General features: G+C 71.8%; 15 protein-coding genes and 1 tRNA gene. 5 read left to right on the top strand and 11 right to left on the bottom strand.

Annotation, left to right across the window (positions count from 1 at the left end):
• The first annotated feature begins 13 nt into the window (after positions 1-13).
• A complete protein-coding gene (locus ACWD11_RS14695) occupies positions 14-1,795 on the top strand; it encodes an HEXXH motif domain-containing protein (protein ID WP_451283254.1) in 1,782 nt (593 codons plus the stop codon).
• Between the two features lie 6 nt (positions 1,796-1,801).
• On the opposite strand, the gene fxsT is transcribed toward ACWD11_RS14695, so the two are convergent.
• From fxsT to ACWD11_RS14680, 3 genes are all read right to left on the bottom strand, one after another.
• Complete coding sequence (gene fxsT / locus ACWD11_RS14690; protein ID WP_451283252.1) at positions 1,802-5,740, bottom strand: FxSxx-COOH system tetratricopeptide repeat protein; 3,939 nt, start codon at positions 5,738-5,740, stop codon at positions 1,802-1,804.
• Between the two features lie 353 nt (positions 5,741-6,093).
• Positions 6,094-7,560 (bottom strand): VMAP-C domain-containing protein, encoded by a 1,467-nt coding sequence (locus tag ACWD11_RS14685; RefSeq protein ID WP_389418076.1) that lies wholly within the window; start codon positions 7,558-7,560, stop codon positions 6,094-6,096.
• An 82-nt stretch (positions 7,561-7,642) separates the two neighbouring features.
• Positions 7,643-7,716: transfer RNA gene (locus tag ACWD11_RS14680), tRNA-Thr, on the bottom strand.
• Positions 7,717-7,921: 205 nt separating this feature from the next.
• On the opposite strand from ACWD11_RS14680, the gene ACWD11_RS14675 reads away from it, so the two are divergent.
• The 3 genes from ACWD11_RS14675 to ACWD11_RS14665 all read left to right on the top strand — a co-directional run bounded on the left by ACWD11_RS14675 (position 7,922) and on the right by ACWD11_RS14665 (position 10,545).
• Positions 7,922-9,058 carry an ABC transporter ATP-binding protein gene (locus ACWD11_RS14675; protein WP_389418075.1) on the top strand — a complete coding sequence of 379 codons (1,137 nt, stop codon included), beginning with the start codon at positions 7,922-7,924 and terminating at the stop codon, positions 9,056-9,058.
• Positions 9,059-9,248: 190 nt separating this feature from the next.
• Entirely contained in the window at positions 9,249-9,704 is a 456-nt protein-coding gene (locus tag ACWD11_RS14670) for a hypothetical protein (RefSeq protein WP_389418074.1), read from the top strand.
• 109 nt (positions 9,705-9,813) lie between these two features.
• Positions 9,814-10,545 carry a nucleotidyltransferase family protein gene (locus ACWD11_RS14665; protein WP_389418073.1) on the top strand — a complete coding sequence of 244 codons (732 nt, stop codon included), beginning with the start codon at positions 9,814-9,816 and terminating at the stop codon, positions 10,543-10,545.
• A 115-nt stretch (positions 10,546-10,660) separates the two neighbouring features.
• Here the strand turns inward: ACWD11_RS14665 and ACWD11_RS14660 are convergent, their stop codons facing one another.
• The 6 genes from ACWD11_RS14660 to ACWD11_RS14635 form a co-directional block, all read right to left on the bottom strand.
• The gene (locus tag ACWD11_RS14660) at positions 10,661-12,268 is read right to left on the bottom strand and encodes a DoxX family membrane protein (RefSeq protein WP_451283250.1); all 1,608 of its coding nucleotides are present in this window, start codon (positions 12,266-12,268) and stop codon (positions 10,661-10,663) included.
• 117 nt (positions 12,269-12,385) lie between these two features.
• Positions 12,386-13,327: a 23S rRNA (guanosine(2251)-2'-O)-methyltransferase RlmB gene (rlmB, locus tag ACWD11_RS14655; protein WP_389418071.1), complete on the bottom strand. Its 942-nt coding sequence runs from the start codon at positions 13,325-13,327 to the stop codon at positions 12,386-12,388.
• 88 nt (positions 13,328-13,415) lie between these two features.
• A complete protein-coding gene (cysS, locus tag ACWD11_RS14650; RefSeq protein ID WP_389418070.1) occupies positions 13,416-14,816 on the bottom strand; it encodes a cysteine--tRNA ligase in 1,401 nt (466 codons plus the stop codon).
• Between the two features lie 52 nt (positions 14,817-14,868).
• Positions 14,869-15,366, bottom strand: coding sequence for a 2-C-methyl-D-erythritol 2,4-cyclodiphosphate synthase (ispF, locus tag ACWD11_RS14645; protein WP_389418069.1), 498 nt, complete (start codon positions 15,364-15,366; stop codon positions 14,869-14,871).
• The gene (gene ispD, locus ACWD11_RS14640) at positions 15,356-16,117 is read right to left on the bottom strand and encodes a 2-C-methyl-D-erythritol 4-phosphate cytidylyltransferase (RefSeq protein ID WP_451283247.1); all 762 of its coding nucleotides are present in this window, start codon (positions 16,115-16,117) and stop codon (positions 15,356-15,358) included. The genes ispF and ispD overlap by 11 nt, the downstream gene beginning before the upstream one ends.
• 281 nt (positions 16,118-16,398) lie before the next feature.
• On the bottom strand, positions 16,399-16,881 hold the full coding sequence (locus ACWD11_RS14635; RefSeq protein ID WP_003953493.1) for a CarD family transcriptional regulator: 483 nt from the start codon (positions 16,879-16,881) through the stop codon (positions 16,399-16,401).
• A 636-nt stretch (positions 16,882-17,517) separates the two neighbouring features.
• Here ACWD11_RS14635 and ACWD11_RS14630 point away from each other — a divergent pair.
• Positions 17,518-18,189 carry a DUF461 domain-containing protein gene (locus tag ACWD11_RS14630; protein WP_451283246.1) on the top strand — a complete coding sequence of 224 codons (672 nt, stop codon included), beginning with the start codon at positions 17,518-17,520 and terminating at the stop codon, positions 18,187-18,189.
• A 71-nt stretch (positions 18,190-18,260) separates the two neighbouring features.
• On the opposite strand, the gene ACWD11_RS14625 is transcribed toward ACWD11_RS14630, so the two are convergent.
• Positions 18,261-18,941: a response regulator transcription factor gene (locus ACWD11_RS14625; protein WP_127179272.1), complete on the bottom strand. Its 681-nt coding sequence runs from the start codon at positions 18,939-18,941 to the stop codon at positions 18,261-18,263.
• The gene (locus ACWD11_RS14620; protein WP_389418066.1) at positions 18,938-20,215 is read right to left on the bottom strand and encodes a sensor histidine kinase; all 1,278 of its coding nucleotides are present in this window, start codon (positions 20,213-20,215) and stop codon (positions 18,938-18,940) included. The genes ACWD11_RS14625 and ACWD11_RS14620 overlap by 4 nt, the downstream gene beginning before the upstream one ends.
• Positions 20,216-20,430 lie beyond the last annotated feature (215 nt).

Below are 20,430 nucleotides of genomic sequence, written 5' to 3'. Positions count from 1 at the left end.
CCCAGGGCCGCCGATGCGCGCTGATCCCACGCTTCCCCACCACCGTCTGCCGTCGACCGCCCTGGACGAACTGAGCTGCGGCGAGGGCGGTCCGGCCACGGTCGGCCTGCTCCTCGCCGCCGAACGCAGCCGCCGGCTGCTGCTGTTACGGATGCTCGACGACGCGACCGGCATCGGCCCCGCCTGGGAACTGCTCAGCGCGGCACAGCGCCGGGCGCCGGAGGTCGTCGACGAGCTGCTGATGTACCCGCAGACCGGCATGTGGCTGGCCACCGCGCTGCGCCGGCTGCGCGGCAGCGCGCCCGAGGCCGGCCCCCCGCTGCGGGTGGTGCTGGGTCATGCGGCGGCGCTGGCCGCAGTGGCGGCGCTACGCGCGGAGCTGGACTTCTCGATCGAGGTCCCGATGCGGCACGGCCGGGTCCCGCTGCCCACCCTGGGCTGCGCGGAACTGCCCGCGGCCGAGCCGTGGACGACGGCGACGGTACGGGCCCGGGCGGGCCGGGCGGTCGTCGCGGCACCGGGTGCCGAGGTCGCCGTACCGTCGCCGCCGGACACCCAGGCGCCGGGCTGGCATCCGCTGCGGCGCCTGACCGTCGGCCCCGCCCACCACCGGCTGGTCCTGGCGCTGGACGACATCGACCCGTACCGCACCTATCCCCGGCCGACGGAGCCGCGTCCGCTGCCCGAGGAGACCGCGGAGCAGTGGCGGCGGGTACTGGAGCGGGCCTGGGCGGTTCTGCTGGAGGAACAGCCGAGGGCCGCTGAGGCCATGCGGAGGGGGCTGTTGTCCCTGACTCCGGGCCCCGCGAGGGAAAGGTTTCGGCCACGCAGTGTGACGGCTGGGGATGCCTTCGGCGGCATCGAATCCTCGGAGCCGGATGACGCGGTGCAACTGGCGGTGACCCTGATCCACGAGTTCCAGCACACGAAGCTCGGCGGCCTGCTGCACCTGACCCCGCTGCTGACCGAGGAGACCGCCGAGGCCCCCGAACTCTGGTACGCCCCCTGGCGGGACGACCCCCGCCCCCTGGACGGCCTGTTGCAGGGCATCTACGCCTTCGTGGGCATCGCCCGCTTCTGGCGCACCCACCGCCTGGCCTCCGGCGCGGCGACCCCCATGGCGCACTTCGAGTTCGCCCTGTGGCGGGCGCATGTCACCACGGCCCTGCGCCAAGTCCACCGCAACCCCCGCCTCACCCCCCTGGGCGCCCAGCTCCTGGACCGCCTGTACGCCCTGTGCACCCGCTGGCTGGACGAACCGGTCCCCGACTCCCCCCTGGCCCTGGCCCGCGTCTGCGCCGCCGACCACGCCACCCGCTGGCGCGCCCACCATCTGCGGCCACCGCGGCGGGCGGTGGAGGAGGCGACCCGGGCGTGGCTGTCCGGCGCCCCGGCTCCGCCGCGCTCCCTGGCGGCCACCCCCGAGGTGGCGACGGACGCATCGGCCCGCTGGCTGGACACCCTGGCGGTCCTGACCCGCCACCGGCTGTCGGGAGAGGACCCGGAGAAGGCGGCGGCCACGGTGACCGGAGCGCTGCGGGCGGACGCCCTGCTGGCCGCGGGGGAGGCACCGGCGGCCCGGGAGGCCTACACGGCCCACCTGCTGGCCGACCCGGACCATCCCACGGCCTGGTCGGGCCTGTCCCAGGCGCTGACCCTCATGGGGGCGGCGCCCACGGCGGCCCACTTCCTGCGCCACCACCCGGAACGGGCCCGAGCGGTGCACCGGGCCGTGACCGCGGCCACCGGAACACCGCCGGACCCGGTCGCCCTGGCGGCCTGGCTGGCGTCGTAGCGCCGGTTACAGCGGCATCGGGTCGATGTCGCAGTTGGCCCGCTCCCGGGCCCGGGCCTGCACCGTCGCCGGGTGCGGTGCCGGCTCCGCCGCCCGCAGCCGGGGGGCGTCCAGGACCTGTTCCATACGGGCCAGCGTGTCCGCCCGCAGCAGCTCCGCCTCGTCCTCCAGGCCCAGCGCCGCGAGGTCCAGGGAGAGGTTCGCCGCGCACACCAGCGCCGTCGGGTGGTTGTCGCCCAGCCGGCCGCGGCTCAATTCCAGGGTGCGCTCGCCCAGTTCGCGCGCCTCGGCGATCCGCCCCAGCGCGCTGAGATCGCTGGCCAGGTTGATGGCACAGGCCAGGGCGATCGGATGGCTCTCGCCCAGCCGGCCCGTCAGCGACGCCAGCGCCTCCTCGTCCAGGACCCGCGCCTCCTCGGCCCGGCCCAGCAGCCGCAGCGTCACCGCGAGGTCCACATCGGCGGCCAGCACATGGGGGTGATCGGCCCGGAACACGCGGCGGAAACGCTCGCTCGTCTTCGTGCCCCGGTCCCGGGCCGCCTCCAGCTCGCCGTTGTGCCGCAGGGCCACGGACAGCGCCAGCGCCGCCGTCAGCGATTCGGGGTGGGTGTCGCCGTAGCGGCGGGTGAACTGGTTGAAGGACTCCCGGGCCAGGTCCAGCGCCGTCGCGTGGTCGCCCTCCTTGCGGCAGGCCTCGCCCAGCTGGCGCAGGGTCTGCAGCGTGGAGGGGTTCCCGGCGCCGAAGACGGGACGGAAACCGTCCACCACCGCCTCCTGCAGGGAGCGCGCGCCGACGTAGTCGCCGGTCTCCCGGACGTCGATGGCGATACTGCCCTCGGTGATCAGCGACTGGTGGTGATCCCGGCCGTACAGCCGGGTCTTCAGCGCGTGCGTGTGCTGGTCCAGCTCCAGCGCCCGCTGGAACTCCCCCACCAGCCGCAGGCTCACGCCGAGGTTGTGCGCGGTGCCCAGCGTCGTCGGGTCGTCGTCACCGAAGGCGCGGCGGGCCCGGTCGTAGGCCATCTCGTCCAGTTCCGCACCGGCGGCGAAGTCCCCCTGGACCCGGCGTACCGCCGCCTCCAGCATCATCGCCTCCAGCGCGTCCTCGCGGGTGTCCTCCCGCTCCTCGGGCGCGGTCCGGGCGTAGATGTCCTTCAACTGCGCGACCAGCTGGGAGGCGTCGTCGTACCGTCCGACCTTCAGGTACAGGAAGCACAGCCACCAGCCCATCAGCCGGGTCTGCTGGTCCTCCTCGCCGAACAGCTCCTGCCAGGTCTGCCACGCCTGCTCGGTGAACTCCCGGGCCACCTTGTGGTCGCCCCAGTACCAGAGGTACCGGGCGACGTTCATCACGAGTTCGCGGACCCACGGCTGGTCGGACTCGATCGCGTCGGAGGCGATCACATGGCCGTACAGCTCGGCGTAACGCGGCCAGTTGGCGGCCTGGTTGGGGCCCTTGGGGTCGGCGGCGGCCAGGAGCGTGTGGGCGCCGTTGCGCATGCGGTTCTGTTCCTCGGGAGTCATACGGTGGATCAGCACGGCCTGGACCAGGCGGTGCATCTCGATCGAGTTGGTGCGGTGGTCGATACGGGCGAGGGAGTACCGGTTGATCTCCCGGATGGCGCGGGCGAGCCGCATGGGGTCGTTCAGGGCCCGGTCGAGCGCCGGGTCGATGGTGGAGCCGCCCAGGCCGGAGAAGATCGAGCGCGAGATGGGGTCGGGCGCGAAGTACGAGCACAGCTGGAGCAGCCGGAGCGCGGTGAGGCTGCGGATCTCCAGGTGGTCCAGGGAGACGTTCCAGGCGGCGGCGACCGGCAGCTGGTAGTCCGGCGGCGGGGAGACCTCCAGCAGTTCGGCACGCTTGTGCTCGAACAGCCGCAGGTACTCCGAGGCGGGCATCCCGGTCTCCGCCCGCCAGGCCGCGGCCTGCTCCAGCGCCAGCGGCAGGTCCCCGAGGGCGTCGGCGAGCCGGTCCGCCTCGGCGTCGTCGAGGTCGCCGGGCCCGGAGCGGCGCAGCAGCTCCTTGCTCTCCTCGCGGGTGAAGACATCGACCTCCAGGGAGGGTCCGACCACGCTCCACCGGCGGTTGCGGGAGGTGACGAGGATCGTGCCGCTGCCCCCGGTCGGGAAGTAGTCGCGGACCACGTCCGGGCTGTCGGCGTTGTCGAAGATCAGCAGCCAGCGGGAGTACGGCCGTCCCTCGCGCAGCGCCTCCCGTACCGCGGGCCCGGCGACATTGGCCTCGGCGCTGGTGACCAGACCGAGCCGCTGGGCCAGCTCCACCAGGGCCTGCCCGATCTGGCCGGGCCGCTCGGCGGGGATCCACCACACCACGTCGTACTCCGACTGGTGGCGGTAGGCGTACTCGATGGCCAGCTGGGTCTTGCCGACACCGCCCATGCCGTGGATCGCCTCGGGCAGCACGGTGGTGGTGCCCTCGCGCAGCCGCTCGCTCAGTCGCTCCAGAAGGTCCACGCGGCCGGTGAAGTTCGGGTTGCGCGGCGGGATGTTGCCCCAGATGCGCGGCGTCGAACGCCCGCTCTCCACCGCGGGCTGCGTATGCGTGGCGGTCATGGCCGTGTCTCCTTCTGAAGTTGTCCCGGCCCCCGTCGGGACCTGTTCGACGGCGGGGCGTCCGCTCTGCGGAGAGGTGCGGGAGCCCACGCCCTTGCGCAGGCTCACGGAGTTCTGCCGGTCGTACTCGCGCAGGGCGCGGGCCAGGCGTTCGGCTCGGGGCAGGAACCGCCCGGACAGGGCGCGCAGCGCGGCCAGTTCGACGCGCAGGAAGGCGACATTGCGGCGGGTGACCGAGGGCACGTCGACCGTTTCGAGGAGTTCCTCGGGGGCGGGCAGGACGGGTTCGGCGTCCTGGGGCGCGGCGGCGAGCAGTCCGCGTACGTCGTGCAGCACCCGGGCGGTGTCCCTGCGCCGGGACAGCGCCAATAACTCCTGGCGGATGTCGGGCCCGAACACGAAGGCCACGTCGGCCGCGCGCTCGGCGTCCGCGCCGGCGGGCCGTACCAGACCGCTCATCAGCAGCTCGGCCAGATGGGCGGGTCCGGCGCCGGGCACCGAGGCGGTGACCGCGTTCATGACCGGCAGCGTCAGCGGCGCGGCCGCCAGCCGGGTGGCGAGGCTGAAGGCTTTCGGGGAGGCGGCGGCCCGGAAGTCCGAGACCCGTTCCCAAGGCGGTACGCCGCTCGCCGGGTCGGGCACGTCCTCCACCCAGGGCACGGCCCGCGCCGCGTCCGCCCGGCGTTTCCAGTCCCGGGCCCGGACTCCGGACATCTCCACCCAGTCGCCGGTCCCCCTGGTCACCAGGTCCACCCAGCCGGACAGGGAGTGCTCGGTCGGCTCCAGGACGGGCACCGGGACCACACCGGAGCGGGCGTCCGGGTCGTCGACGGGTTCGAGGGGGGAGGCGCGCAGTTCCCAGCGCAGCGCGTCGTTCGCGGCCCAGGGGCGGGCGCTGCTGAACCGCATCCGGTTCACATCGAGGCCGGCCCGCGACCACAGGTTCTGGGGCAGCAGATGCAGCACCGCGAGGGGTTCGGCCCGCCCGAGCTCGCGCAGCAGCGGAAGCACCGCGTCCGACCGCCAGCCCGCGGCGAGCCCGTCGGTCAGCACCAGCACCACCCGGCGCTCGGAAGGAGCGGGCGGCAGCTGTTCGAGCCGGATCCGAGCCGGCTCGGTGTCATCCGAACTGAGCAGTCGTACGGTGTTGATCTCGCCCAGCCGCTCCTCGCGGGCGAGATCGCCGGCCAGCTTCTCGACCGTCTCCCGCCACACCCGCATGGTCGCGTGGTCGTCCACGACCAGCAGCACGGACGGAGGGTGCGCGGGAAGTGAGCGCGCCAGTTCGCTCAGGACGTGCGGCACGACGTCGAGTGACGCCTCGTCAGACGCCGTTTCCGCCGCTGATCGTGGGACATCGTCACACTGCATAAGCGCTCTCAGAGCGTCCGGTAAGGCCCGAGGACGAAAGGGGTACCGAAGAGGAATCCCGTACTCCGCGGGCATGCGTGACATCCACGTGCCAAGCCTGGCAGTGGTCTGCATACAGTGCAAGACGGCAGGCCACAGGGGGAGGGAGCACAAATGGGACAGTCGATCGGCGGATGAATCGGCGGATAAAACGCGCCCCCCTGCGGTGTCTGGCTCGCCGGTCTTTCTCGCGTCCAGCGTGGCACCGCGCACAGTCGGGTGCAAGGCCGTCTGCCACTTGGCTGCGCGGATCGGCAACAGGCCGCCGCCGGGCGGCAGAAGACGCCCGATCCCGCTCTGCGACGTCATCGCCGCTACACCGGCCCCGTGGGACCCGGCTTGCGCTCGGGATCGTCCAGCAGGATGGCCAGATGCCGGCCCACGTGCCCGTCCCAGCGCTCCGGCCCGAGAGCGAGCGCGTCGTTGCGCCACTTGCACACGCTCTCCGCCAGTGAGCCGAGCCCCCGGTCCTGGAGGATCTCGCCGATCGCGTCCTGGAAGCCGGCGTCGGAGCAGTCCGTACGGTGCCAGATCATCGCGGGCACCCCCGCCCGCAGCCCGGCGAGCACCTCCCGGCGCCCGGTGCCCGAGTCGTCGCCCGGCGGCTCGCTGAGCACCAGGCAGACCGCCTGCCGGTCCTCCTTCAGCTCCCGCTCCAGATGGAAGAAGTACGCCCCGTCCTGCGGCGGCCGGCCCCAGTGCGGGTGGCTGTCCGCCGGGCGCTCCTTCAGCTGCCGCCACTTGTGGTGCCAGGCGCGGTGCCAGGCGGCGCGCTGCAGCCTTTCGAGCGAGCGCACGAACACCGGGTAGTCCATGGCCAGCGGTGTCGGCTCGGGGTGGCCGGAGTCCTTCGCCCACCACTCCACCGGCTCGTTGAGCAGCTCCCACGGGAGCACGAACTCCAGGATCACCGGCTGACGCAGGTCCGCCCAGCGCTCCTCGGACTCCTCGATCAGCAGCTCCACCGCCCCCGGCAGCTCCGCGCGGCCCAGATGGACCGTCTCGCCGCGCACCGGGTGCCAGCCCTCGGAGTCGGACTGGCGCCAGTGCGAGAGGTAGTAGCGGTCGGCCTCGTTCCGGTCCGGCTCGAACTGGATCATCAGATAGGCGGGCACCAGCGAGGGCGGGGGCTGCGGGAACTCCGAGTGCTGCCACTCCGCCAGCCGGTCCTCCACGCACAGCTCCTGGGCCCGGCCGCGGTTGAACCGGCGCAGCTCCTCGGCGGCCTCCGCGCGGCCCTCCTCCATCAGCCGGTCGGCGGACAGCGCCAGGAAGGCCATGCTCGGCGGCAGCTCGCCGGGCGGGGAGTTCTCACCGGCCAGCCGGAGGAAGACCTGCCAGCCCGTCTGGCACCAGGACGGCAGCTCCTGCACCCGGGAGCGGCTCGCGCGCCGGGCCATGGCGGCCAGCTCGGCGGAGCGCACCGACTCCAGGACCGGCCGCAGATGGCCGAGGTCGGCGCTGTTGAAGAAGTCGACGGCCTCCCACTCGTCCACGAGCGGCCATAACGCGGCGACCGAGGCCGACTGCTGTTCCACGTACTCCAGCGACCGCACCAGACACGCCGTACCGTCAACGACGGTCATGCACGCCTTGACGACCTGGAGGAGCCAGGGCCGCAGCCGGTCACCGCTGAACGGCTCCACCGGCGAGCCCAGTTCGCCGGCGAGCATCTCCCGCCATAACTCGCGGCTGCTGGCCTGCTTCACCGTCGCCGACTCCTGAAGCGTGTCCACGATGGCCACTGCCAACTCGTTGCGGACCCGTTCCGGACCTCTCACCCCGTGACCTCCCCAAGCCGGCGCGGTTCCGTCGTGCCGACCAGGGTACGGCCGCGGAGGGTGCCACGGCAGGGGAAAGGAGAGCCCCCTGTCGGATTCGAACCGACGACCTTCGCTTTACAAGAGCGGCGCTCTGACCAGCTGAGCTAAGGAGGCGCGCACGTACGTGCCCGAGCAGTGTACCCAGGACCGGGAGTGACCCAGTCGAAAATTTCCGCGAAGTTCACAGGGGTCCGGGTACTGACAGACCAGGTGAACGGCAGGTACCGTCCGAGGGCAGTCCACTCGTCTGGACTACACCACCACCTTCCTACAACGGATCGTCCGGCACGTTCCTGCCGGTAGAAGGGGGCCCTTCACCATGGCCACTGTTTCGTTCGACAAGGCGACCCGGATCTACCCGGGTTCCGAGAAGCCCGCCGTAGACGCGCTCGAGATCGAGATCGAGGACGGGGAGTTCCTCGTCCTGGTCGGCCCGTCCGGCTGCGGCAAGTCCACCTCGCTCCGCATGCTGGCGGGGCTCGAGGACGTCAACTCCGGCGTGATCCGCATCGGCGACCGTGACGTCACCCACCTGCCGCCGAAGGACCGGGACATCGCCATGGTGTTCCAGAACTACGCGCTCTACCCGCACATGACGGTCGCCGACAACATGGGCTTCGCGCTCAAGATCGCGGGCGTCAACAAGGCGGAGATCCGCCAGAAGGTCGAGGACGCGGCGAAGATCCTCGACCTCACCGAGTACCTCGGCCGCAAGCCGAAGGCGCTCTCCGGCGGTCAGCGCCAGCGTGTGGCGATGGGCCGCGCGATCGTGCGTGAGCCGCAGGTCTTCCTCATGGACGAGCCGCTGTCGAACCTCGACGCCAAGCTCCGTGTCTCGACCCGTACGCAGATCGCCTCGCTCCAGCGCCGTCTCGGCATCACCACGGTCTACGTCACCCACGACCAGGTCGAGGCCATGACGATGGGCGACCGCGTGGCGGTCCTCAAGGACGGTCTGCTCCAGCAGATCGACTCCCCGCGCAACATGTACGACCGTCCGGCCAACCTCTTCGTCGCCGGCTTCATCGGCTCCCCCGCCATGAACCTGGTCGAGGTCCCGATCACCGACGGCGGTGTGAAGTTCGGCAACAGCGTCGTCCCGGTCAACCGTGAGGCCCTCAAGGCCGCCGCCGACAAGGGCGACCGCACGGTCACCGTGGGCGTGCGCCCCGAGCACTTCGACATCGTCGAGCAGGGTGGCGGCGCGGCCACCGCCCTGGCCAAGAGCACCGAGGACGCGCCGGCCGGTCTCGCGGTCACCGTCAACGTCGTCGAGGAGCTCGGCGCCGACGGTTACGTCTACGGCAGCGCGAAGGTCGGCGACGAGCTCAAGGACCTGGTCGTCCGCGTCAGCGGCCGCGCGGTTCCGGAGAAGGGCGCCACGCTGCACGTCGTGCCGCGGCCGGGCGAGACCCACGTGTTCTCGACCTCCACGGGTGAGCGTCTCTCCGACTGACTCGCCCAGGTTTGACGAGAAGGGCCCCGCGGACCGCCGCGGGGCCCGTTTTCGTTGTCGACAAATACCCCGGCATACCGCCCGTTTCGAGCAGTGAGCGTCAACCCCTTACCCAAAGGAGGCACCTCTTCATCCCCCGAACCGGTGACTAAATGTCGCCAAATCATTACCGGGCGCTACCCTCACTCGCGTGAAGCACTCCACTAACCAACAGACGCGACGCGGCCGGGGCCCCGCCCATCGGATCGGCCGCTCCCTCGCCCTCGTCCTGCCCGTCGTCCTGGTGCTCTCCGGGACCCTCGCGGTCACTCGGGTCAACTGGTCGGGGACCCCCTCGAACTCGGTGCTCACGGCGTCGGACGCGTCGGTGTCGGACGCCAAGCCCGGCTCCCGCTCCCGCACCCCCCAGGACGTCCTGCGCGACCAGCTCATCGCCGAGCTCACCCGGGAGAACCCGGGCGTCGCGCTCACCCACCTCCAGCAGGCCGTCGACGGCCGCCCGGCGCTCGCCAAGCACTGCGCCTCCATCGCCCGCGCCCTGGGCCGCGCCGCGGTCCGCGTCTACGGCCCGGTACGCGCCCAGTCCTACGCCCGCCCGGTCTGCGACACCGCCTTCGCCACCGGCGTGGCAGCGGCCCACCGCTGACGAGCAAAGGGGGGCCGGGGCCGCGGGCCCGGCCCCCCTCGGCGCCGTACCCGCGCACAACACGCACCCCCCACCCCGGTGGGCCACAGGGCCACATACAGTTCGGCACATGACCGACCCGAACGCCGCCACCCGCCCCACGCAAGCCGTGATTCTCGCCGGAGGCCAGGGCTCCCGCCTGCGTCCGTACACCGACGACCGGCCCAAGCCGATGGTCGAGATCCCCGGCACGGGGACGCCGATCATCGGCCATCAGCTCGCCTGGCTCGCGGAGGAGGGCGTGACCGACGTGGTGGTCAGCTGCGGCCACCTCGCGGACGTCCTCAAGGAGTGGCTGGCGGGTGCCGAGCTGCCCTGCTCGGTGACCACGGTCGTGGAGACCGAGCCCCTCGGCCGCGGCGGTGGCCTCAAGTACGCCGCCGCGCATCTGCCCCACCCCGACCGGCCCTGGTACGCCACGAACGGCGACATCTGGACCCGGTTCTCGCTGCGGGACATGGCCGACTTCCACGCCGAGCGCGACGCCGTCGCCACCCTGGCGCTGGCCCGGCCCCGGATCCCCTGGGGCGCCGTGCAGACGGACGGCTTCGGGCACGTCACCGACTTCATCGAGGCGCCGCCCACGACGTACGAGATCAATGCGGGGGTGTACGTCTTCTCCGCCGAGTTCGCCGGGATGCTCCCGGAGCGGGGGGATCACGAGCGGACCACGTTCCCGCGCCTGGCCCGGGAGCTCAGGCTCGCGGGCTTCCCGCTGCCTCAGGGCGCGTACTGGCGAGCCATCGACACGGCGAAGGATCTCACCGAGGCCGCCAAGGAGCTGTCGGCTCTCCGCTCCTAGCGCGGGCCGCGAAGGGCCGGTCGCGCAGTTCCCCGCGCCCCCTCAGGGGCGCGGGGAACGGTGGGTTCTGATGTGCTGCCGGTGGGCTAACCCAGGATCCCGCCCACCGGCCCGTCTACCCCAACAGGCCGCCTACGAGACCCGGTTCACCGGAGTTGCCTCCGCCTCCCGTGCCGCCCGGCGTGCCGGTGCCTCCGGTGGTGCCGCCCGAGGTGGGACCCGAGGTGGTGCTGGGGGCCTCGTCCACCGGGGAGGACTGCTGGGGCGGCGCCTGGCCGCCGCCGGTGCCCTGGGTCTGGCTGGGCGTGCCCGCCGTGCTGGTCTCCCGCGTGGCCTCCGGGGTGGTGGCCGCCCCGGTCGCGGGCGCCGACGTGGCAGCCTGGCTCGGGGCGGTGGAGGCCGACGGAGTGCGCTGCCGGCGCTCGCCGGGCTCCGAGGGGAGCGGGGAGCCGGGGAGCTCGTTGCGCGGGGCCTCGCCGGGGCCGGGGACGACCACGCGGTCGGCGTCGCGGACGGCACCGCCGAGCAGCGAGCCGATCAGCAGGGTCAGGCCGATGACGATGGCGGAGACCAGGGCGCCGCGGCGCAGGACGTAGGCGCGCAGGTCCCAGATGTCGGCGCGGGGGCCGAGGCGGCGCCAGGCGCTGCCCGCGAGGCGGCCGTCCACGGAGTAGACGGGGGCGCCCGCGATGATCAGCGGCGACCAGGCGGCCAGATAGATGATGTCGGGGGCGTCGTAGGCGGGGACGCTCTTCCAGCTGACGGTGACCAGCAGCGCGGCCGACAGCAGCGCGCCGACCACGGCGGCGACCCGCTGCCAGCAGCCCAGCACCGTGAGGACGCCCACGATCACCTGGAAGAAGGCGATCACCAGGCCGGAGCCGACGGGGTGCTCGAGCGCGAACTGGCGCAGCGGCTCGGCGACGTCCCAGGGGTGCAGGGTGTTCAGCCACTTCACCATCGAGCCGCGCTTGCCGCCGTCGAAGTAGACGGGGTCGCAGAGCTTGCCCATGCCGGCGTAGATGGAGATGAAGCCGAGGAAGATGCGCAGCGGGAGGAGGACGACGCCCAGGTTCATGCGGCGGCCCGGGTAGTAGGCGTGCCGCGCGGGGTCGTCGCCGTACCGCCGGGGCCGGGAGCCGTCCTCCGGCTCCGCGAACTCCTGCTCGTCGTAAGCGCGTTCCTCGTCGTACGCGCTGCCGACCTGGCGCATGTCGGGCAGCAGCCGGGTGCTGTCGCCGTCGGGCGAGGTGCGCTGGGCGCCGACCACGGGGGACTCGACGGTCTGCGCGAGATCGTCGTAACCGTCGTCGTGGTAGCCGTCGTTGGCGTCGACGCGCGGGATGACCTGGGTGGCGCCCGCGTCGGCCGATTCGTCCGGGTGGCCGACGCCGGCGCCCCGCACCGCCTGCAGGAGCCGGTGGGCGCCGGTGTCGTCGGGCGCCGACTTGCCGCTCCAGACGACGGCCCGACGACGGGCGGGGGTCCCGGTGCCGACCACGGGGACGCGGGCGGTGTCCTCGGTGGCGCTCAAGTGCCGTGCGATCCGCGGCGACTGGCTGCGCCTCGCCGACGCGCCCAACTGCACGCGGAAACTCGCATGATTGACGATGATCTGCGCCGGATCGCTCGGCACCTTCACCATGCTCAGCGCGGGAGCGTCGTCGAAACCCGACGAGGGATCCCCCGTGGGTGTGCGGGGTGTTCTGGTGTCCACACTCATCTAACCGAGTGACGTGTGTTTTGGACACTGCTTTGACCTGCTGGATCTGTCCGGACCGCGTCAAGCGGGGCCTGGACGACCGGAACGCCCCGCACGGGCGACGGTACGGACGGATGTTCAGCCGCGCCGGCGCGCCGCCTCGTACAGCACGATCCCCGCCGCCACACCGGCGTTGAGCGACTCGGCGCCGCCGGGCATCGGGATCCGCACCCGGAAGTCGCACGTCTCGCCGACCAGTCGGGACAGGCCCTTGCCCTCGCTGCCGACCACGATGACGACGGGACCGTGCAGGGCCGCCAGCTCGCCGACCTCGTGCTCTCCGTCGGCGGCGAGGCCGACGACGGCGATGCCCGCCTTCTTGTACGCCTCCAGGGCGCGGGTGAGGTTGGTGGCGCGGGCGACGGGGGTGCGGGCCGCGGTGCCGGCCGACGTCTTCCAGGCGCCGGCGGTCATGCCCGCCGCGCGGCGCTCCGGCACGACGACGCCGTGACCGCCGAAGGCGGACACCGAGCGGACGACGGCACCCAGGTTGCGCGGGTCCGTCACCCCGTCGAGGGCGACGATGAGCGGGTCCACGCCCTCGTCGTAGGCGGCGCTGGCCAGGTCCTCGGGGTGGGCGTACTCGTACGGCGGGACCTGGAGGACCAGGCCCTGGTGGTTGAGGCCGTTGGTCATACGGTCCAGCTCGGGGCGGGGGGCCTCCATCAGGTGGATGCCGCCGCGCTCGCCGACGAGCTGGAGGGCCTCGCGGACCCGCTCGTCGTTGTCGATGAACTGCTGGACGTACAGCGTCACCGCGGGCACGCCCTCGCGCAGCGCCTCGACGACGGGGTTGCGCCCGACGACCATCTCGGAGGTGCCCTTGCCGCCGCGGCCGCGCGGCGCGGGACGGCGTGCCGTCTGCTTGGCCTTGGAGGTGGCGAGGCGGTTCTTCTTGTGACCCTTGCGCATCTCGGCGGGCGGCGTCGGACCCTTGCCTTCCAGGCCCCGGCGTCGCTGGCCGCCACTGCCGACCTGCGCGCCCTTCTTGCCGGACATGCGGCGGTTGTTCGCGGCCATGACCTACCTGTCTCTGTGTGGCGGTGAAGTACGTACGTCTATGCAGTGTGCCGCCCGGAGGGCCGGGCGGCACAATCGATCACTGCGCTCAGCGCGCGGTCAGGCTCCAGCGCGGCCCGTGCGGACCGTCCTCGATGGCCAGTCCCGACTGCTTGAGCTGGTCCCGGATGGCGTCCGCGGTGGCCCAGTCCTTACGGGCCCGGGCGGCCTCGCGCTGGTCGAGGACCAGGCGTACGAGGCTGTCGACCACGCTGCTGAGGTCCTCGCCGCGGTCACTGTCGCCCGCCCAGTGCGGGTCCAGCGGGTCCAGGCCCAGGACGCCGAGCATGGCGCGCACCTCGGCGAGGCGGGCCACTGCGGCTTCCTTGTCGTCGGCGGCGAGGGCGGAGTTGCCCTGCCGGACGGTGGTGTGCACGACGGCGAGCGCCTGCGGGACGCCCAGGTCGTCGTCCATCGCCTCGGCGAAGGCGGTGGGCACCTCGGCGGCCGGTTCCACGGCGTGTCCGGCCAGCTCCACCACGCGCTGAACGAAGCCCTCGATGCGGGTGAACGCCGACTCGGCCTCGCGCAGGGCCTCCTCGCTGTACTCGATCATCGAGCGGTAGTGCGGGGTGCCGAGGTAGTAGCGCAGCACGATGGGGCGCCAGGCCTTGACCATCTCGCTGACGAGGACGGAGTTGCCGAGCGACTTGGACATCTTCTCGCCGCTCATGGTGACCCAGGCGTTGTGCACCCAGTACCGGGCGAACTCGTCGCCGTAGGCCTTGGCCTGGGCGATCTCGTTCTCATGGTGCGGGAAGATCAGGTCGAGGCCGCCGCCGTGGATGTCGAAGGCGGAGCCCAGGTACTTGTGCGCCATCGCCGAGCACTCCAGGTGCCAGCCCGGGCGCCCGCGGCCCCACGGCGTCTCCCAGCTCGGCTCGCCCGGCTTGGCGGCCTTCCACATCGCGAAGTCCCGGGAGTCCCGCTTGCCGGTCTCGCCCTCGCCGGAGGGCTGGAGGAGGTTGTCCAGCTCCTGGTTGGACAGGCGCAGGTACTCGGGGAAGGACTTCACGTCGAAGTAGACGTTGCCGTCGGCCTCGTAGGCGTGGCCGCGCTCGATCAGGCCGCGCATCATCTCGACCATCTCGGTGACATGGCCGGTGGCGCGCGGCTCGTACGTCGGCGGGAGGCAGCCGAGCGCGGTGTAACCGTCGTCGAACGCGCGCTCGTTCTCGTAGCCGATGGACCACCACGGGCGGCCCTGGTCCGCCGACTTGGTGATGATCTTGTCGTCGATGTCCGTGACGTTGCGGATGAACGTGACGTCGTAGCCGCGGTACTCGAACCAGCGGCGCATGATGTCGAAGTTCAGCCCGGACCGGATGTGGCCGATGTGCGGGGCCGCCTGCACGGTGGCACCGCACAGGTAGATCGAGACACAACCCGGCGTGAGCGGGGTGAAGTCACGGATCTGCCGGGCGCTGGTGTCGTACAGGCGAATAGTCACGTGTCCAGGGTAGTAGGCGCGGGCGGGTGCCTCCGACGGTTGTGGACAACTGTCAGCCCGGTGTTCTGGCCACCAGCGCCGTCGCCACCGCCATCAGACCTTCACCCCTACCGGGGAACCCCAGTCCGTCCGTCGTCGCCCCCGAGACGGAGACCGGCGCGCCCGCCGCCTCCGAGAGGACCTTCTGGGCCTCGTCGCGGCGCCTGCCGATCTTCGGGCGGGGCCCGACGACCTGGACGGCGATGTTGCCGATGGTGAAGCCGGCCGCGCGGACGATGCGCGCGGCCTCGGTGAGCAGGACGACGCCGGAGGCGCCCGACCACTCGGGCCGTCCCGTGCCGAAGTGCTGCCCCAGGTCGCCGAGGCCCGCCGCGGAGAAGAGCGCGTTGCACGCGGCGTGCGCGACGACGTCCGCGTCGGAGTGACCGGCGAGCCCGGTCCCCTCGCCCTCCCACTTCAGGCCCGCGCACCACAGCTCGCGGCCCTCCTCGAAGGCGTGGATGTCGGTGCCGATGCCGACCTGGGGCAGCAGGGGCGCCTCAGAAGCCATCGTTGAGCCTCCGGCGCGCCAGGACCGCCTCGGCGAGGACCAGGTCCAGCGGGCGGGTGACCTTGAAGGCCTCCTCGTGGCCGGGGACCACCACGACCTGGAGGCCGAGCTGCTCGACCATGCCGGCGTCGTCGGTGACGCGGTCGGTGACCGTCTCGTGGGCGCGGACCAGGGTCGTCCGGTCGAAGCCCTGCGGGGTCTGCACCGCGCGCAGCCGGGCCCGGTCCGGGGTGGCGACGACCCGCTCGGGCTCGCCCTCGCCGGCCGACTCGACCTCCTTGACGGTGTCCGCGAGCGGCAGCGCGGGGACCACCGCGCCGGCGCCGTCCCGTACGGCCTCGATGACGCCGTCGACGGTGTCCACCGGGACGAGCGGGCGGGCCGCGTCGTGCACGAGGACGATGCCGTACTCGGGCGGCAGCGCGTCCAGGCCCCGCTTCACCGACTCCTGGCGGGAGTCACCGCCGGGGACCACCAGGAAGTCGGTGCGCTCCGGCAGGGCATGTGCGTCGAGCAGCGACTTCACCTCGGCGGCGCCCTCGGGCGGGGCCACGACGACGACCAGGGAGACGGCTCGGGAGGCGGCCATGGCGCGCACCGCGTGGATCAGCATGGGGGTGCCGCCCAGCGAGCGGAGTGCCTTGGGGGCGCCGGGACCGAGGCGTACCCCGCGGCCGGCGGCCGGGATCACGGCAGCCGTGGGGGTGGTCGCACGGGCCTGCGCGGGCGAAGGGCGCGATTCGTCAGACATCGGTTCCTGTCAGGTTTGTGTGCTGGCCTGGCGTGGGTATGGCCTGGGCAGTGCCGGGCGCGACGCCTTGACCGGACCCTTCCGTGACCCTGGTCGAGCCAGCTGCCCGGGCCCGGCACGCCAAGTATCGGGGGAAGCTCCCCCCGAGGAGTGCACGAGGAATGCACGGCGTGAGACGGCACGCACCAACGAACATGCCGCAGCGCCCGGCGACGTGGGTATGTCATCGGGCACCGCGGCATTTCAATGTGCTGAGTGGCTGAGCCTGCTGGCTGCGGGCGTCAGGACGCGAGGACCTCGTCGAGGAGCGCCTCGGCCTTGTCCTCGTTGGTGTTCTCCGCGAGGGCGAGCTCGCTCACCAGGATCTGGCGGGCCTTGGCGAGCATGCGCTTCTCACCGGCGGACAGTCCGCGCTCACGCTCACGACGCCACAGGTCACGCACGACTTCCGCGACCTTGATGACATCGCCGGAGGCGAGCTTCTCCAGATTTGCCTTGTAACGACGAGACCAGTTCGTGGGCTCCTCGGCGTACGGCGCGCGCAGCACCTCGAAGACCCGGTCCAGCCCGTCCTGGCCGACCACATCACGCACGCCGACGAACTCCGCATTGTCCGCTGGCACACGTACCGTCAGGTCACCCTGGGCGACCTTCAGCACCAAGTAGGTCTTGTCCACGCCTTTGATCTGGCGAGTTTCGATGGCCTCGATCAGCGCGGCCCCGTGATGGGGATAGACCACGGTGTCGCCAACCTTGAACGTCATGTGACAGGTACCCCTTCCGTGGCTATCCAGAGTAACACGGAAACCGCAGCTTCTGAATGGTGTTTTCGCAGGTCAGGGCATATCTCGGGGCTTGACAACAGCGACAGGAACGTGCTGCGCGGGCTGACCGGAACAAGGAATTCGCAGGTCGGAGCGGCTCTCCGGGCGAGGTGAAACGCGGCCGTCACACACATCAGGAGGCGCCGTCAAGCGGCCGAACATCCTGATATGTCCGGTTCCATGTGTGCGACTTCCGCTACTCCGTTCGGGGGCCGGAGGCGGGTACCGGACGATTCCGGAATTGATCACGAGGGGTCGGCGAGCACGGTCGGTGATCAATTTCCGGAGGGTCGCGCATTCCTTCACGGAAATTTCGCGAGCCTGTGTCGTGGGTATGCCCACGGGACTTATGTGAATGACAGACAGCTGCGGAGCCAAAGTGACTCGTGGGTCACTTGTGAGCGACGGGACCGGTGAAGCGGGACGCTTCCGCGGGGCCGGCCGAAGACTCTTGTGGGGTCCAGGGGAGGGTCGGGTGCGGCGGGGCGGGAACGGCTCGGTAACCTAAGCGCGCTGACAGACACTTAGGGCGGCTTTATGCGCCCGCCCCGTTCGAGTCAAGGAGTTGCCGCCGCCGTGAGCAGCAGCCTTCGACGCGGCGTCATCGCCGCCGCCGCCATCACGTTCTCGATTCTTCCGCTCGCCGCGTGCGGAGCCGGCAACAACGCACAGACCCTGGAAGTCAAGCCGGACAACGCCGCCACCACGGTCGGCGACATCAAGGTCCAGAACGCCGTGATCATCACGCAGCCGGACCCCGAGGCGAGCGACCCGGCCGTGGTCGCCGCGACCCTCTTCAACGAGGGCACCCGCGCCCAGACCCTGGAGTCGATCACCATCGAGGGGGCGGACGAGCCCCTGGAGCTCAAGCCCGCCAAGGGCAAGAGCCTGTCCATCCCGGCCGGCGGCTCGCTCACCCTCGGTGGCTCGGGCAACGCCTCCGCCCTGCTCTCCGGCACGCCGGAGAACGTCAAGGACGGCAACGCCCAGCCGATGACCTTCACCTTCAGCGAGACCGGCGACGTGTCCCTGCGCGCCTTCGTCGTCCCGGCCGAGAGCTACTTCACCGGCTGGGGCCCGACCGCGGTCCCGTCCGCGCCGGGTGAGGACAGCGCGTCCCCGACGACGGAGCCGACGGGCGAGGCGACCGGCGAGGCCACGGGCGAGCCGGCCGAGGGCGCCACCGGCACCCCGACCGACGCCGCCTCGGCCTCGGCCACGGAGTCGCACGCCGCGGCCGGCCACTGAGCGACCGTACGACGGAGAAGGGCGGGACCCCCTGAGGGTCCCGCCCTTCGTCGTACCGCCCGTCAGACGGCCTACGGCTCGAACTTGTAGCCCAGCCCCCGCACCGTCACCAGGTACCGCGGTGCGCCCGGGTCGGGTTCGATCTTTGCGCGCAGGCGCTTGACGTGGACGTCGAGGGTCTTGGTGTCGCCGACGTAGTCGGCGCCCCAGACCCGGTCGATGAGCTGCATCCGGGTCAGGACGCGGCCCGCGTTGCGCAGGAGCATCTCCAGGAGGTCGAACTCCTTGAGCGGGAGGTCGACCTTCGAGCCGGAGACCGTGACCACGTGGCGGTCGACGTCCATACGGACCGGACCCGCCTCCAGGGCGGCCGGGGTGACCTCCTCGGGCTCGCCGCGGCGGCGCAGGACGGCCCGGATCCGGGCGACCAGCTCGCGGGACGAGAACGGCTTGGTGACATAGTCGTCGGCTCCTATCTCCAGGCCGACGACCTTGTCGATCTCGCTGTCCTTGGCGGTCACCATGATGACGGGGACATTGGAGCGGCCGCGCAGCTGGCGGCAGACTTCGGTGCCCGGCAGGCCGGGCAGCATCAGGTCGAGCAGGACGAGGTCGGCGCCGTTGCGCTCGAACTCGTCGAGACCGTCGGGCCCGGTGGACGCGACGGCGACCTCGAAGCCCTCCTTGCGGAGCATGTACGACAGGGCGTCTGAGAAGGATTCCTCGTCCTCGACGACGAGCACTCGGGTCACGGATGGACCTCCGGGGCGGAAAGCGTCTGGTACGCGGCTGACTCGGGGGGTGTGTCGTGGGACGGATCGGCGGGGCGCCCGGCCTCGTCGTCGAGGGCGGGATGCTGCTGAGCTCGGTCGCGGGCCGCGCCCGCCTCCGGCAGTCTCAGGGTGAACGTGGAGCCCTGTCCCTCGGAACTCCACACCGTGACCTCCCCGCCGTGCGAGGCGGCCACGTGCTTGACGATCGCCAGCCCGAGCCCCGTGCCACCGGTGGCACGGGAACGGGCCGGGTCGACGCGGTAGAAGCGCTCGAAGATGCGCTCCTTGTCCTTGTCGGAGATGCCGATGCCCTGATCGGTCACGGCGATCTCGATATGGTCGCCGCCCGGTGCGGTCAGCCGGCGGGCGGCGATACCGACCCGGGTCCGGGCGGGCGAGTAGTTGACGGCGTTCTCGACGAGGTTGCCGAGGGCCGCGGCGAGCTGGCCGCGGTGGCCCCAGATGCTCAGGTCGGCGGTGCCGCCGGCCGCCATGGTGATCTGCTTGGTGCCGGCGGCGTGCCGGCAGCGGTCGACGGCCTCGGCCACCAGTTCGTCCACGCGCACAGGCTCGGCGTCCTCCAGCGGGTCGTCGTTCTGCACCCGGGAGAGGTCGATCAGCTCCTGGACGAGGTTGGTGAGCCGGGTCGCCTCGATCTGCATGCGCCCCGCGAAGCGCTCCACGGCCTCCGGGTCGTCGGAGGCGTCCATGACGGCCTCGGACAGCAGGGAGAGAGCGCCCACGGGGGTCTTGAGCTCGTGGCTGACATTGGCGACGAAGTCGCGCCGTACCGCCTCTATCCGCCGGGCCTCGGTGAGGTCCTCGACGAGCAGCAGCACCAGGCGGGAGCCGAGCGGCGCCACCCGGGCGGAGACCGCGAGGGCCTCGCCGCGGCCGGTGCCGCGCCGGGGCAGGTCCAGTTCGACCTGGCGTATCTCGCCGTCGCGCCGGGTGTCCCGGGCCATCTGGAGCATCGGTTCCACGGAGAGCCGTCCGCCGCGCACCAGCCCGAGGGCGTACGCGGCGGAGCTCGCCTTGACGACGGCGTCGGCCTCGTCCAGTACGACCGCGGAGGAGCGGAGTACGGACAGGACCGTGTCGACGCCGGGGGGCAGTACCGGATCGGTGTGCAGGGAGGTTCTGGTGGGTCGCGCCTGGTCGCGTTCGCTCCAGCGGAACGCCAGCATGGCGACCACGCCGGTGAGTACCCCGGCAATCGCTGCCGCTGCGGCGACCGCCGCGTTCACGTCCATGCTTCCAGGTTAGGCACGGGTTCGGTCCAGGCCACAGCCATCCGAGTGCGAGCTCGAACACTCGTCGCCCAGAGTTCACCTTGGTGCCAGCGATGGTTCATTTGGGGTGGCAGAAACGGACGCGTGCGGGTCGGACGGTGAGAGCGTGGGGTGCGATAGCGCCGGTTCAGCAGGACGTGCACACTGGCCCCGGCCCCCGGAACCCCAAGAAACAC

Source organism: Streptomyces sp. NPDC002776 (genome assembly GCF_053592195.1).
Note: the sequence above shows the minus strand (reverse complement) of the source record. Positions and strands in the feature narration are given on the sequence as shown.

Bases quoted from the DNA above. Each gene is read 5' to 3' on its own strand.
- ACWD11_RS14635 (WP_003953493.1), bottom strand. From the start codon at position 16,881: ATGACGTTCAAGGTTGGCGACACCGTGGTCTATCCCCATCACGGGGCC.
- ACWD11_RS14660 (WP_451283250.1), bottom strand. From the start codon at position 12,268: ATGAGTGTGGACACCAGAACACCCCGCACACCCACGGGGGATCCCTCG.
- rlmB (WP_389418071.1), bottom strand. From the start codon at position 13,327: ATGGCCGCGAACAACCGCCGCATGTCCGGCAAGAAGGGCGCGCAGGTC.
- ACWD11_RS14620 (WP_389418066.1), bottom strand. From the start codon at position 20,215: ATGGACGTGAACGCGGCGGTCGCCGCAGCGGCAGCGATTGCCGGGGTA.
- fxsT (WP_451283252.1), bottom strand. From the start codon at position 5,740: ATGCAGTGTGACGATGTCCCACGATCAGCGGCGGAAACGGCGTCTGAC.
- ispF (WP_389418069.1), bottom strand. From the start codon at position 15,366: ATGGCTTCTGAGGCGCCCCTGCTGCCCCAGGTCGGCATCGGCACCGAC.
- ACWD11_RS14675 (WP_389418075.1), top strand. From the start codon at position 7,922: ATGGCCACTGTTTCGTTCGACAAGGCGACCCGGATCTACCCGGGTTCC.
- ACWD11_RS14695 (WP_451283254.1), top strand. From the start codon at position 14: ATGCGCGCTGATCCCACGCTTCCCCACCACCGTCTGCCGTCGACCGCC.
- ispD (WP_451283247.1), bottom strand. From the start codon at position 16,117: ATGTCTGACGAATCGCGCCCTTCGCCCGCGCAGGCCCGTGCGACCACC.
- ACWD11_RS14665 (WP_389418073.1), top strand. From the start codon at position 9,814: ATGACCGACCCGAACGCCGCCACCCGCCCCACGCAAGCCGTGATTCTC.